Genomic DNA, 12,213 nt, shown 5'->3' with positions numbered 1-12,213 from the left:
TTTTTATAATATAAAAAGAAAAATATTACTCTTCTTTCATCGTATGATAAACGTTCATTACGTCATCATCTTCTTCAATTTTTTCGATTAGTTTTTCAACATCAGCGATTTGAGCTTCAGTAAGTTCTTTTGTGATTTGTGGAATACGCTCAAAACCAGAAGATAAAATTTCAAGACCTCTGTTTTCTAATTCTTTCTGTAAAGCACCAAAGCTTCCAAAAGGAGCGTAGATTAAGATTCCGTCTTCGTCTTCAAAAACTTCCTCGGCACCAAAATCAATTAACTCTAACTCTAATTCCTCAGCGTCAAGACCATTATTTGCAATTCTGAAGTTGCAAGTATGGTCAAACATAAATTCAACAGAACCCTGAGTTCCCATTGTTCCGTTGCATTTGTTAAAGTAGCTGCGAATGTTTGCTACAGTTCTGTTATTATTGTCAGATGCTGTTTCGATCAGGATAGCAATTCCGTGAGGGGCATATCCTTCAAACAAAATTTCTTTATAGTTGGCAGTATCTTTATTACTTGCATTTTTTATTGCACGCTCCACATTGTCTTTCGGCATGTTAGCGGCTTTTGCATTTTGTATTACAGCTCTTAATCTAGAGTTGGCATCTGGGTTAGGTCCGCCTTCTTTAACAGCCATAACGATGTCTTTACCAATTCGGGTAAATGTTTTAGCCATTGCTGACCAACGTTTCATTTTTCTTCCTTTTCTAAATTCGAACGCTCTTCCCATTTCTAATTTTTAGTTTTGTGATGCAAAAATACGGTTATTCCTTATTTTTCCAAAATCAATTTTATTCTTTTTTTAGCGTTGGTTAGAAGTTAGATGTTAAAAAGTTTTATGTTTTAGGTTTCCGTTTTTAAAATGAAGATAGGTTTGTATACGTTTTACTGCAAAGCACACAAAGCTAGTTCTCAATTAAAACGCTATAGAAAAAGTAAAGTTCGCAAAGCTTTGTGTTCTTTGCATTTATCAATATACTTTAGATTAAAAGACTTTGCATTTTATTTTTTATTCTCATTTCAAACCTGAAATCTATTTCGAAGCATTAAACTCATTAATGATATTTACAGCTTCGTTTAGGTACGGATTCGTTTTTAGATTATCAATCTGGTATTGATTTATCGTTTTATCATTTGGATACGAACCCAGTAAAAACTGATTTACACTAGAATTGTAGACATCCAGCGGGTTATTTTCATCATTAAAAGTATTGATCTCAGTCCAAAGGGCATTTATTGTTTTTTTCTGATTAAAAACTGCATCAAGAGTCATCGGAAGTTCCGCTTTAGGTGTGTTTACCAACTGATCGATTTTTAAATTGATTTTTTTGATGTTATTAAAAAAGTAATTATCAGATAATCTGGCAGTACTGTTTTTCGCCAGTTTATCAATAAGACTTCTTTTTACGTAAGGTTTAAACTTTAAAAAAGGTTCTAAACTGTCGTTTTTTATCGCAGTAGGAAAATCACTTTCTTTTTGATAAACACTTTCATAAAATTCAGGTAAAACAACATCCGGTTTTACACCAATATACTGATGACTCTTTCCTGTAACCCTGTAAAATTTGTTGATTGTAATTTTTAAGAAATCAGTATTTTTAGTTTCGTCAAGCGAAAGAATGGTTTGCATGGTTGCTTTGCCGAGTGTATTGCTTCCTATTAATAAAGCACGATTGTAATCTTGTAATATAGAAGAGAAAAACTCACTTGCCGAAGCTGTATTGCTGTTTACCAAAATCACGATCGGACCTTTATAAATAAGACCTTTATAAGGATCATTAATAACCGATTTACTTTGCGTGTTATCTACAACAATAGAAAGAGGGCCATAATCGATAAACATTCCGGCTAGTTTTATAGCTTCCTCCATCGATCCTCCACCATTATCGATCAAATCAATTACAAGACCTTGAATATTATCTTTTTCCAGTTTCAAAACTTCGCGGGCAACATCATCAGCACAGCCTTTTCGGGTGTTTCCATCTAAATCAGCATAAAAACTAGGGATTTTAATATACCCAATTTTGCTGTCTTTCCCCACAATGAAACTAAAAACAGAATTGTCTTCATCTTTCATTACTTTTTTCTCGATGAAAACATCAAATGTCTTGCCTGCGTTTCGCTTTAGCGTAAGTGTGATATTCTTATTAGATTCAGACAAAATCATGGTCGAAATAGTTTCCAGTGAGGCGCACGAAACCTGCAAAGTTTCTTTTTGATTGGATATAGACACAATCTGATCGCCTTTTTTTATTTGTCCTGTTTGATAGGCAGGACCATTAGGATCAAGCTCGGCTACAATAATTTCGTTTTTCTCGTTTAGATTTACAGTCATTCCTAAAGACAAATGCTCTTTTGATAAAGAGGCTACGAAACTTGTTTTAGAATCATCACTAAAATAAGCCGTATGCGGGTCAAAATAGGTACAAAAGAAATTGTATACCTTTTCTTCCTGCTTGACATTTGTTTCTAAAAGTGTATTAATTCGGCATATTTCATTCGAAAGAACCAGATTTTTTGCTTTGAATTCAATAGACTTAAAATTCGCTTTTATAGAATCCAGGTTATCACTAGTTTCGGCAATTTCATCCAGAATCTGATAACGTATTTTTTTGAGCCATACTTTCTCTACATCTTCTTTTTTCAGATAAAAAGGAAATGATTTTTTATAAAATCGGATAGTATCATTTTTATTATAATCGATTGGCTCTTTCTGGATTTTTTCCAGAACAGCTTTAGTTCTCAAAAGACCATTTTTATATTTATCAGTAATATCGGTTAGAAAATCGCAATGGTCACTAAGAATCAAATCGTCGAGATTGGTACGATATTTATCAACCAGTTCGTCGTATTCTGTTTTAAAAAATATATTTCGTGAAGGATCCAGTTCGTTCATCAGATTATCAAAAACAAAAATCGATAAACTATCGTCCACCGGTTTTGGTCGAATATGGTCTGCCTGGATAAGGGCATTTATTTTATTTATTATGTCGCAGGTGTTGTCACTATTTTGACTAAACAGGACATTTGTACCTAATATCAATACCAGTAATATTTTTTTCATAAATCGAAAATCTTCGTTTAGTCTAAAATTACATTTTATTTTTTGATAAAAAGTTACAATTTTTGTAAAATTTCTTACATCAGAATAATTTCTTTTTAGTAAGAAATTCAGCTGGTAATTAATTCTTGTATTGAGTTTACTGCAAAAAAAATGCGTTACTCTTTTAGGTAACGCATTCTAAATATGTTTTATAAAAACTATTTCTTGTAAAAAGGTAATTTTACCACTTTTGCAGGAACATCATTTTTTCTAATTCTGATAAAAATATCACTGTCAACCGCGCTATTGTTTACCGTAACGTATCCTAAACCAATACCTTTATTCATAGAAGGTGACATTGTTCCAGATGTTACCACACCAATAACAGCTCCCGAAGCATCTACAATTTCGTAATCGTGTCTTGGTACAGCACGTTCCTGCATTTCAAAAGCTACCAATTTTTTAGTAACACCTTCTTCTTTTTGTTTTTTCAGGTTTTCAGAATTAGTAAAATCCTTAGTAAATTTTGTAATCCATCCTAAACCTGCTTCAAGCGGAGAAGTAGTATCGTTAATATCGTTTCCGTATAAGCAGAATCCCATTTCAAGACGTAATGTATCACGGGCAGCAAGACCAATAGGTTTAATTCCGTAAGCAGCACCAGCTTCAAAAACCTTATTCCAGATCGCTTCAGCATCAGCATTTTTGCAATAAATTTCAAATCCGCCAGAACCGGTATAACCAGTAGCTGATATAATTACATCATTGAAACCGGCAAAATCAGCCACTTCAAAATGATAATAAGCAATTGCAGATAAATCTATAGACGATAAAGCCTGCATAGCTTCAACCGCTTTTGGTCCCTGAATAGCCAATAAAGAATAATCATCAGATAAGTTTCTCATTTCAACACCCAAATCATTGTGAGATGAAATCCAGTTCCAGTCTTTTTCAATATTCGAAGCATTTACAACCAGTAAATACTCTTCATCTTTCATTTTATACACAATCAAATCGTCAACGATTCCGCCTTCATTGTTTGGTAAGCACGAATATTGTGCTCTTCCAATAGTCAAAGTCGAAGCATCATTCGAAGTCACTTTCTGAATCAAAGCCAAAGCATTTGGACCTGTTAACAAAAATTCACCCATATGCGAAACGTCAAAAACGCCCACACTATTACGAACTGTTTCGTGTTCAGCATTTACACCTTCGTAAGTAATAGGCATATTATAACCGGCAAACGGAAGCATTTTCGCTCCCAAACTCTCATGTATGTGCGTAAGCGCAGTATTTTTCATTGTGTTGTTTTATAAAATTGTGTCGCAAATTTATTTAAAAAATATCAATTTTTTATAGTCTAAATTATAAATTTCGCAACAATTAGGAGCTATTTCCTGCTATCCGCTATATCTTTTTGTTTTTAAAGAAAAAACAAAAAGGATACCGCTGCTATCAGGGCTAGGCATTTAACGTAACCAGAACTATTTTCTTCTTCATTTTTTATGTAACTTTAATTCATAAATTAATGCCATGAAAGAGCCGTTTTTAATCACGAAAGAAGATATTCTGAAATTTTACAAACCTGTAAATCCTCACACACATAAAGGACTTCAGGGACATGCCGTGATTATTGCCGGAAGTTATGGCAAAATAGGCGCAGCCGTTTTAGCTTCAAAATCCTGTTTAAAATCCGGTTGCGGGCTTGTAACTACTTTTACACCCAAGTGCGGCTATCAGATCCTGCAAATCTCGATTCCCGAAGTAATGGTTATTACCGATGAAAACACCAATTTTATTACCAATATACACCTTCCTTTAATTCCGCAGGCAATTGCAATTGGTCCGGGAATAGGGCAGGAGTTAGGCACACAAAAAGCATTGTTCGAATTTTTAAGAATCAATAAAACACCTTTGGTTCTCGATGCCGATGCATTGAATATTTTAGCACAAAATTTATCCTGGCTAGAATTGGTTCCCGAAAATACTATTCTGACACCTCATCCAAAAGAACTGGAACGCTTAATAGGAAAATGGAATTCAGAATCTGAAAAATTTCAAAAAACAATTGCTTTTTCTGAAAAATACAAAGTTATTATCGTTATGAAAGGCGCGCCAACTTATATCATTAATAAAAGCGAAATCTACGAAAACACAACCGGAAACGCTGCATTGGCGACAGCCGGAAGCGGAGACACGCTAACAGGAATCATAACAAGTTTTATCGCGCAGGGTTACGAACCCAAATATGCCGTAAAACTAGGCGTTTTCCTCCACGGATTAACCGCCGATATTGCTTTGCCACAAACAGGTTATCAGTCGTTTATAGCTTCAGATATTATAGAGAATCTGGGAAAGGCTTTTTTAGAATTAGATTGTTAGATTATTGGATTGTTGGATTATTAGATTATTAGACTGCTTAGATTGTTAGACTTCTTAGATAATGAGATAATGAGATAATGAGATAATGAGATAATGAGGTAATGAGGTAATGAGGTAATGAGGTAATGAGGTAATTCAGGTCGTACTTATCATAATTTTATCTGAATACCCAATGTCAGGCTGAGCGGAGTCGAAGCCCTCGATCCGGTTGTTACATCCTTCGACTTCGTTCAGGATTACAAAATGGCGATAGTTTTAAAATCTCATAATCTGTGTGATCATTACCGTTAAATAAGCAAAATCTAACAATCCAACAATCTAAACAATCCAATAATCTAAGAAATCCAATAATCCAACAGTCCAATAATCCAATAATCCAACAATCTATCAATCTAAGAAGTCTAAGAAATCCAATAATCTAAGAAGTCTAACAATCTAACAATCTAAATTAGTAAGTTTGTATTCCAGTAAATGCTGCTTATGAAAAACAATTTTGATCTTAGAACGGTAAACGTTACACGATATATATCACCATTGCGTGAAGGCGGTTCTTTACCCGCTTTGGCTGAAGCCGATGATGATTTTAAATACGTCTTAAAATTTAAAGGAGCCGGACACGGTGTAAAAGCTTTAATAGCCGAATTAGTAGGCGGACAAATTGCAAAAGCCCTAAAACTACAACTTCCGGAACTGGTTTTTGCCAATCTCGATGAAGCTTTTGGAAGAACCGAAGCCGATGAAGAAATTCAGGATTTACTACAAGGAAGTCAGGGATTAAATCTGGCACTTCATTTTTTGTCGGGAGCCATTACTTTTGATCCTGTTGTAACTATCGTTGATGCTAAATTAGCATCGCAAATCGTATGGCTGGATGCTTATATTACCAATGTTGACCGAACTTTTAAGAATACCAATATGCTTATTTGGCACAAAGAATTATGGCTGATTGATCATGGCGCGTGTTTGTATTTTCATCATTCCTGGAACAATTGGGAGCAGCATGCAAAAAGTCCGTTTGCATTGATAAAAGATCACGTTTTATTGCCTCAGGCTTCACTGCTAAAAGAAGTAGATACTGAGTTCAAAGCGATTTTAACCAATGAAATTCTCGAGGAAATTGTAAATACAATTCCGCTGGAATGGCTGCAATGGGAAGATACCGATGAAACACCCGAAGCTTTGCGAAATGTATACTTACAGTTTTTGCAAACAAGATTAAACAATTCCGAAATCTTTGTAAATCAGGCTCAAAATGCAAGATAGTCACTTATATGAGTATGCCGTAATTCGTGTGGTTCCAAGAGTGGAGCGCGAAGAATTCCTAAATATCGGAATCATTTTGTTTTGTAAAAAAGCCAAATTTATAAAAGTACTTTTTCATCTCAATAAAGAAAAAATCCAGGCCCTTTCTGCCGATTTTGACATCGAACAATTAGAATGTAATTTAACTTCATTAGAAAAAATCACAAAGGGAGCCAAAGACGGCGGTCCAATTGCTGAGTTCGATATTCCGGAGCGTTTTAGATGGTTAACAGCCATTCGCAGTTCTGCAATACAAACATCAAGGCCACATCCGGGTTTGTGCGAAGATTTAGAAAAAACAATTCAAAGATTGTTTGAAGAATTAGTTCTTTAAAGGTTCATAGGGATAAACAAAGATTCAAAAGATTTCTTTGGAAAGTAAAAAAACAACCATATAAATCATTTAAGAATTCTTAAAGCTTAAGACTTAAATGACTTATATGGTCAAAAAAAAACTAACTCTTATATTTTACTAAAACGATCCACAAGTATTACCAGTAAAAGTAGCACCTGCTCCGGCTGTAATATCAGCTTTAACAGCAGAAGCTGCCAGAGTTACAATAGAATACGGAGGAGTAAAAGCAGTATTGCTTCCGGCTGTGTTTCCTGTTGTGTTGGTAAATACGTTTCCAACTGCTGTAACAGCTGTATAACCTGTCATTAAATCGATAGGCGTTTTTACACCTTCAAAAACATTGTTTTCTACACGAAGATTAGCTTCAAACCCTGCTGCGATACATTTATTGCTTACCGTACTATTAAAATAGTTGTTGATTAAGTGTACTTTTCCAAAACGTACTCTTGGCATTCTTTCTTTACAGCCAGGAGCCCACCAGCAACGGGCAAATGTAATTCTCAGTTTGCCACGATCTGCAGTTGCACCATCACTTGAACCAATTAAGTTCGAAAATCTGTGGTCATCTGTTCCGCCTGAACCTCCTGCTTTTGGAGCTTTTAAGTAACCAAATTTAGTGTACGAAACCGTTACATAATCAGATTGGTTTTTAATGTCAAAGTTTCCGTCAACACCATCTCTAAATTCGCAATGGTCTACCCATACATTTTGACAATTGTCCAGAACCGCATTGTCCCAGCCATCTGTGTCGTAAGCTCCCGGACCTTCAAAAATTAGATTTCTGATGATTAAATTCGTACATCTTTTAATGTTGATAATACCGGAACCATCTTTTGTCTGATCGTTCGAAACTAATTTTGCACCGCTCGCACCATAAATAGTTTTACTGCTTTGATCCTGTAAAGTCAGTCTTGCTGTAATGGTAATAGTACCTGTAACTTTGATCACTTTTACGGTACTGCTTTCAATTGCTGTTTTCAGTTGGGCATAAGTTGTAACAACTGTTTCGGCAGAAGTTCCTCCTCCGGTTGTACTTCCGTTTTGCGAAGCCCATCCCGGAACTTCAGAGCAATTGCCAACTTTCGCGGTCATATTGCCGGACGAAGGCGTTACGGTTTCAACAATAGCATTCTCAGTGGTTTGAGAAGAAGCAATTTCTTCGGAGTTGCAGCTTGCAAATCCTAATACAAGTGTTAAGGCTAACACTCTCCAAGTCGATTTAAATTTCATAATAATTAAGTTTGGTTAAATAGTTAATAGTGCAAATCTGCTTATAATTAGTATGAAAAAAGTTGAACAAGTTCAATGTTTTGAAAATAATTTACTATTAATTGTGTTTTTAATAACCGTTACATTACAAAAAAGTATATTTTTACGTAATCGATTACATTATTTTTCATTCATTCACCTACTTACGCCCCTGAGTAAGAATAAAAAGTAAAAACCACATGTATAAAGACCTACGATCAAGCATTGAACGCAAAATTCCGTTAACAGATGAGGAATGGAATTTTGTGGTTGAAAAAGTAAAATTTATTAAACTTAAAAAAAATGAATTCCTGCAAATTCAGGATTCAAATAGTTCTTACGAAGGATTTATTTTAAAGGGTACTTTTAAAACCTATATTTTAAATGATAACGGTACCGAAAGTGTTATTTTTTTCTCTTTCGAAAACGAATGGATTTGTGACCTCGAAAGTTTCTATCATCAAAAGCCAACAACGTACAATATAAAAGCAATAGAAGAAAGTGAGATTTTGGTGATCAGCAAAACCAATAAAGCCCTTTTGTTTGAACAGGTGCCCAAGTTAATCCAGTTTCATATACTTATGGTTGAAAAGGCTAATATTGCTATTCAGCAAAGGCTTATCGATGTTTTAAATAAAACGTCTAAACAAAGATATCTGGAGTTTATAGCACGTTATTCGCATAAAGCAGATAAAATCAATAACAGAAATTTATCGTCTTATCTTGGCGTTTCACACGAATTTTTATCGAAAATTAAGAGAAGTTGCTAAGCCTTTTAGAAAAAAAAGAATCTCGCAAAGTCGCAAAGACGCAAAGTTTGATTTTTCTTTGCGTCTTTGCAACTTTGCGAGACTATAAAGGATTACAGCTGTAAAAACCTTTGTGAGCCTTTGCGTAATTCTTTGTGACTCTTTGCGGTAAAAAGCTAAAGTTGCTTCTCCAGAAAAATGAACTCCAATGGCTCATCTGAAATTGTAATATGAATGTCACTTTCCGGAAAAGCTTCTCTTTTGCCTGTATCGACATAACCGTGGCGTTTGTACCAGGCAATAAGCTCTTCACGAACCGAAATAACAGACATAATAATACTGGATAAACCTAAGGATTTAGCATGATTTTCGGCTTCAACCAAAAGCTTTTTACCCATACCGTTATTTTGAAGTTCAGGAGAAACAGTTAACATTCCTAAATACAGCTGTTTTTCTTTCTCAACCAATAAAACCGAACCAATAATTGTATCATTTTCTGTGAATTTCAGAATGGTATTTTCAGGTTTAAGAAGCGTTTGGGTTAATTCTTCTTCGTTCGTTCTTTTGCCTTCTAATAAATGCGCTTCGGTAGTCCAGCCTTTTTTTGAGGTTTCGCCTCTGTATGCTGAATTGATTAAGATATTCAAAGCAGGAATATCGGCTAATGTTGCTTTTGAGATCATGAATTGTAATAGTTGTAATTTAGCTTCTTTGTGATTGGAAATCAGATTTAATATTTTGCAGGTTCTCCCGCTTTAGGTAATGATTGTTTTATGAATGTTCTGATGTCTTCATTTGCAGCTTCTAAGTCAGCTTTTCTCAAATACATCATATGACCGCTTCTGTAACCTTTCCATGACATTCTATCGGCTAGTTTTCCGCCTGGATCCATTTGCCATAAATTGTATTTAGAGTTAAAGTAATCGCAGGCACCATCATAATATCCTGATTGCACCATGACATGCAAATATGGATTTTGTGCCATGGCTTGTCTCAGGTTTTCTCCTGTTTTATCATTCGATCTGTCCCAAGGATGTACAGGACCAAACATATTGTATTTAAAGTCCGTTTTGTAATTAAGATTATTGCGTACATACATATTAATGGCTGGTGTAAACGAGTGCAGCCAGGACGTAAGTTCAGCATTAAAATCAGGGCTTTCACCAGAATCTTTACGGTCAATTCCTTTGTATCTTGAATCAAGTCTTCCTATTGTGTAGCCTTTATCCCGTAAGAGTTCTTTCCAAAAATAATCATAAGGAACATCTAAATTGTTTTGCAGGATAACTTTCTCCGAAATGCCGGAATAACGTGCCATTTTAGCCGCAATTTCCTTTCTTTTTTGTTCCTCCAGAGATCCTCCTTTGGTCAGCGCAGGAAGAAGTTCGTTTACAGTAAAATCTTCAACCTCGGGTAACATAGCCGTTAAATCTTTATTTTGCAGATCAGGACTAAGCATTTTGTGATACCAGGCTGTGGCTGCAAAATAAGGTAATTTAAGAGCAGCATCAGAAACAACTCCGCGGGTTATTCCTAAATCAGTAGGAGAGACCAAAATCACTCCGTTAAGATACATCCATTGACTATTTTGTAATTGAAGCGCCAATCCCGAAACACGGGTTGTACCATAACTTTCACCAATCAGGTATTTAGGTGAAGCCCAACGATTAGAACGGGTTACAAAACCATTAATCCAATCGGCAAGGTATTTAATGTCGGCATTTACGCCAAAGAATTTTGTAGTAGGGATTTCTTTGCTGGTAGGTCTTGAGTAAGCTGTGTTGACAGGGTTTACAAAAACGATATCAGCAACATCTAAGATAGAATAAGGATTTTCCTTTATTCCGTAAGGTTGTACAGGATATCCCTCGTCATCAATATTTAACAAATTTGGTCCTGTATAAGCGATCTGCATCCAAACCGAAGCAGAACCGGGACCGCCATTAAATGAAATAACCAAAGGACGTGAATCTCTGTCTTTTACATCAGAACGCTCATAATAGGTGTAGAATAATCCGGCAATTGCTTTTCCGTCTTCGTCCCAAACCGGCATTGTACCTGTTGTTGCCTTATAAGCAACTTTTTGTCCTTTTATTGTGGTGGTATGATTGGTGATGACTTGAGAATCCGGATTGAAAGTAAGGTTAGCAGCAGAACTTTCTTCTTTTGCAACCGGAGGTTTATCGGCGGCTTTTGGTTTTGTCTCCTGAGCATATGAAGTAAAAAATCCAACTAAAAGAAATGAAATTAAAGTTTTTTTCATAGAAATAGAGTGTTGTTTTAATGATGGTGTTTAAATGTTCTAAACTGGTAAATATTTAGAGTTTTTAAAGATATAAAAAAATAATAAGTGATGGTTTTTAGTATGTATTAGAGAGGAGACTATTTTATGAAAATGCTTAATAAACAGATTTTTGATTTTTTGAATAACCTTGTATTTTGGCTGCAGAAACAAAATTATATTAGAAAATGGCTTTAGTGTAACCTTTTATGTTTTTGGCTAAAGCCGAATTTAGCAACTTATAGCAATTATGAAAAGAGTATCTTACAAAAAACAACTTGTTTTTTACCGAAATTTATTTTCGTTTAAGAATTTTAAATATCTTTGAATTATGAGTACAGCAATAAAACCAAAACATATCGGCAGAAATATAAGCCGTATCAGAGAGCTTAAAGATATGAAACAGGACGCACTGGCGTATGCTTTAGGAATAAGTCAGCAGACGATTTCGGCTATTGAAAACAGCGAAACTGTCGAAGAACAAAGATTAATTGAGATCGCAAATGTTCTTGGAGTTTCTGTTGAAGCAATTAAAAACTTTTCGGAAGAAGCGGTTTTTAATATTATTGGAAATACTTTTCAAGATCAAAGTGCAGTTTACAATTGCAATTGTACTTTTAATCCTTTAGATAAAGTTGTAGAACTTTATGAACGTTTGGTGCAAGCTGAAAAAGATAAAGTGGAGTATTTGGAGAAATTATTGAACGGGAAATAATGTTTTTTAGACTATAATAATAATAAAAGAGATCTTAAGATCTCTTTTATTATTTGTGTTCACTAGCTGATGCTAGCTATAATACTTTTTGTTTATAGATCAACCCATCATAATAATTGAATCAAGTAA

General features: G+C 34.8%; 11 protein-coding genes. 5 read left to right on the top strand and 6 right to left on the bottom strand.

Annotation, left to right across the window (positions count from 1 at the left end):
• Positions 1 to 25: 25 nt before the first annotated feature.
• The 3 genes from A4F88_RS13345 to gcvT form a co-directional block, all read right to left on the bottom strand.
• Positions 26 to 739: a YebC/PmpR family DNA-binding transcriptional regulator gene (locus tag A4F88_RS13345; RefSeq protein WP_026729302.1), complete on the bottom strand. Its 714-nt coding sequence runs from the start codon at positions 737 to 739 to the stop codon at positions 26 to 28.
• Positions 740 to 1,042: 303 nt separating this feature from the next.
• A complete protein-coding gene (locus A4F88_RS13340) occupies positions 1,043 to 3,073 on the bottom strand; it encodes a S41 family peptidase (RefSeq protein WP_068843109.1) in 2,031 nt (676 codons plus the stop codon).
• Positions 3,074 to 3,270: 197 nt separating this feature from the next.
• Positions 3,271 to 4,353, bottom strand: coding sequence for a glycine cleavage system aminomethyltransferase GcvT (gcvT, locus tag A4F88_RS13335; protein ID WP_068843108.1), 1,083 nt, complete (start codon positions 4,351 to 4,353; stop codon positions 3,271 to 3,273).
• A 232-nt stretch (positions 4,354 to 4,585) separates the two neighbouring features.
• Here gcvT and A4F88_RS13330 point away from each other — a divergent pair, with 232 nt between their 5' ends.
• The 3 genes from A4F88_RS13330 (at position 4,586) to A4F88_RS13320 (ending at position 7,070) form a co-directional block, all read left to right on the top strand.
• Positions 4,586 to 5,434, top strand: coding sequence for an NAD(P)H-hydrate dehydratase (locus A4F88_RS13330; RefSeq protein WP_068843107.1), 849 nt, complete (start codon positions 4,586 to 4,588; stop codon positions 5,432 to 5,434).
• 480 nt (positions 5,435 to 5,914) lie between these two features.
• Positions 5,915 to 6,697 carry a HipA family kinase gene (locus A4F88_RS13325; protein WP_068843106.1) on the top strand — a complete coding sequence of 261 codons (783 nt, stop codon included), beginning with the start codon at positions 5,915 to 5,917 and terminating at the stop codon, positions 6,695 to 6,697.
• The gene (locus A4F88_RS13320) at positions 6,687 to 7,070 is read left to right on the top strand and encodes a DUF3037 domain-containing protein (RefSeq protein WP_068843105.1); all 384 of its coding nucleotides are present in this window, start codon (positions 6,687 to 6,689) and stop codon (positions 7,068 to 7,070) included. Before A4F88_RS13325 ends, A4F88_RS13320 begins: the two co-directional genes overlap by 11 nt.
• Before the next feature lie 138 nt (positions 7,071 to 7,208).
• On the opposite strand, the gene A4F88_RS13315 is transcribed toward A4F88_RS13320, so the two are convergent.
• Positions 7,209 to 8,321 carry a pectate lyase family protein gene (locus A4F88_RS13315; RefSeq protein ID WP_068843104.1) on the bottom strand — a complete coding sequence of 371 codons (1,113 nt, stop codon included), beginning with the start codon at positions 8,319 to 8,321 and terminating at the stop codon, positions 7,209 to 7,211.
• A gap of 218 nt (positions 8,322 to 8,539) precedes the next feature.
• On the opposite strand from A4F88_RS13315, the gene A4F88_RS13310 reads away from it, so the two are divergent.
• Positions 8,540 to 9,109, top strand: a complete 570-nt coding sequence (locus A4F88_RS13310; protein ID WP_068843103.1) for a Crp/Fnr family transcriptional regulator — start codon at positions 8,540 to 8,542, stop codon at positions 9,107 to 9,109.
• 155 nt (positions 9,110 to 9,264) lie between these two features.
• Here A4F88_RS13310 and A4F88_RS13305 read toward each other — a convergent pair whose 3' ends face one another.
• Positions 9,265 to 9,771 (bottom strand): GNAT family N-acetyltransferase, encoded by a 507-nt coding sequence (locus tag A4F88_RS13305; RefSeq protein WP_068843102.1) that lies wholly within the window; start codon positions 9,769 to 9,771, stop codon positions 9,265 to 9,267.
• Positions 9,772 to 9,818: 47 nt separating this feature from the next.
• On the bottom strand, positions 9,819 to 11,351 hold the full coding sequence (locus A4F88_RS13300; RefSeq protein ID WP_068843101.1) for a S10 family peptidase: 1,533 nt from the start codon (positions 11,349 to 11,351) through the stop codon (positions 9,819 to 9,821).
• Between the two features lie 349 nt (positions 11,352 to 11,700).
• On the opposite strand from A4F88_RS13300, the gene A4F88_RS13295 reads away from it, so the two are divergent.
• Positions 11,701 to 12,084, top strand: a complete 384-nt coding sequence (locus A4F88_RS13295; protein ID WP_068843100.1) for a helix-turn-helix domain-containing protein — start codon at positions 11,701 to 11,703, stop codon at positions 12,082 to 12,084.
• The last annotated feature ends 129 nt before the right edge of the window (positions 12,085 to 12,213 follow it).

Origin of the sequence: Flavobacterium chilense, from assembly GCF_001602525.1 — a bacterium.
GTDB classification, from domain to species: domain Bacteria; phylum Bacteroidota; class Bacteroidia; order Flavobacteriales; family Flavobacteriaceae; genus Flavobacterium; species Flavobacterium chilense.
The sequence above is the reverse complement of the archived record's forward strand: the minus strand, read 5'-3'. Positions and strand labels throughout refer to the sequence as shown.

What these genes read in the sequence shown, in the direction of transcription:
- A4F88_RS13345 (WP_026729302.1), bottom strand. Translation starts at nt 739, where the DNA reads ATGGGAAGAGCGTTCGAATTTAGAAAAGGAAGAAAAATGAAACGTTGG.
- A4F88_RS13340 (WP_068843109.1), bottom strand. Translation starts at nt 3,073, where the DNA reads ATGAAAAAAATATTACTGGTATTGATATTAGGTACAAATGTCCTGTTT.
- gcvT (WP_068843108.1), bottom strand. Translation starts at nt 4,353, where the DNA reads ATGAAAAATACTGCGCTTACGCACATACATGAGAGTTTGGGAGCGAAA.
- A4F88_RS13330 (WP_068843107.1), top strand. Translation starts at nt 4,586, where the DNA reads ATGAAAGAGCCGTTTTTAATCACGAAAGAAGATATTCTGAAATTTTAC.
- A4F88_RS13325 (WP_068843106.1), top strand. Translation starts at nt 5,915, where the DNA reads ATGAAAAACAATTTTGATCTTAGAACGGTAAACGTTACACGATATATA.
- A4F88_RS13320 (WP_068843105.1), top strand. Translation starts at nt 6,687, where the DNA reads ATGCAAGATAGTCACTTATATGAGTATGCCGTAATTCGTGTGGTTCCA.
- A4F88_RS13315 (WP_068843104.1), bottom strand. Translation starts at nt 8,321, where the DNA reads ATGAAATTTAAATCGACTTGGAGAGTGTTAGCCTTAACACTTGTATTA.
- A4F88_RS13310 (WP_068843103.1), top strand. Translation starts at nt 8,540, where the DNA reads ATGTATAAAGACCTACGATCAAGCATTGAACGCAAAATTCCGTTAACA.
- A4F88_RS13305 (WP_068843102.1), bottom strand. Translation starts at nt 9,771, where the DNA reads ATGATCTCAAAAGCAACATTAGCCGATATTCCTGCTTTGAATATCTTA.
- A4F88_RS13300 (WP_068843101.1), bottom strand. Translation starts at nt 11,351, where the DNA reads ATGAAAAAAACTTTAATTTCATTTCTTTTAGTTGGATTTTTTACTTCA.
- A4F88_RS13295 (WP_068843100.1), top strand. Translation starts at nt 11,701, where the DNA reads ATGAGTACAGCAATAAAACCAAAACATATCGGCAGAAATATAAGCCGT.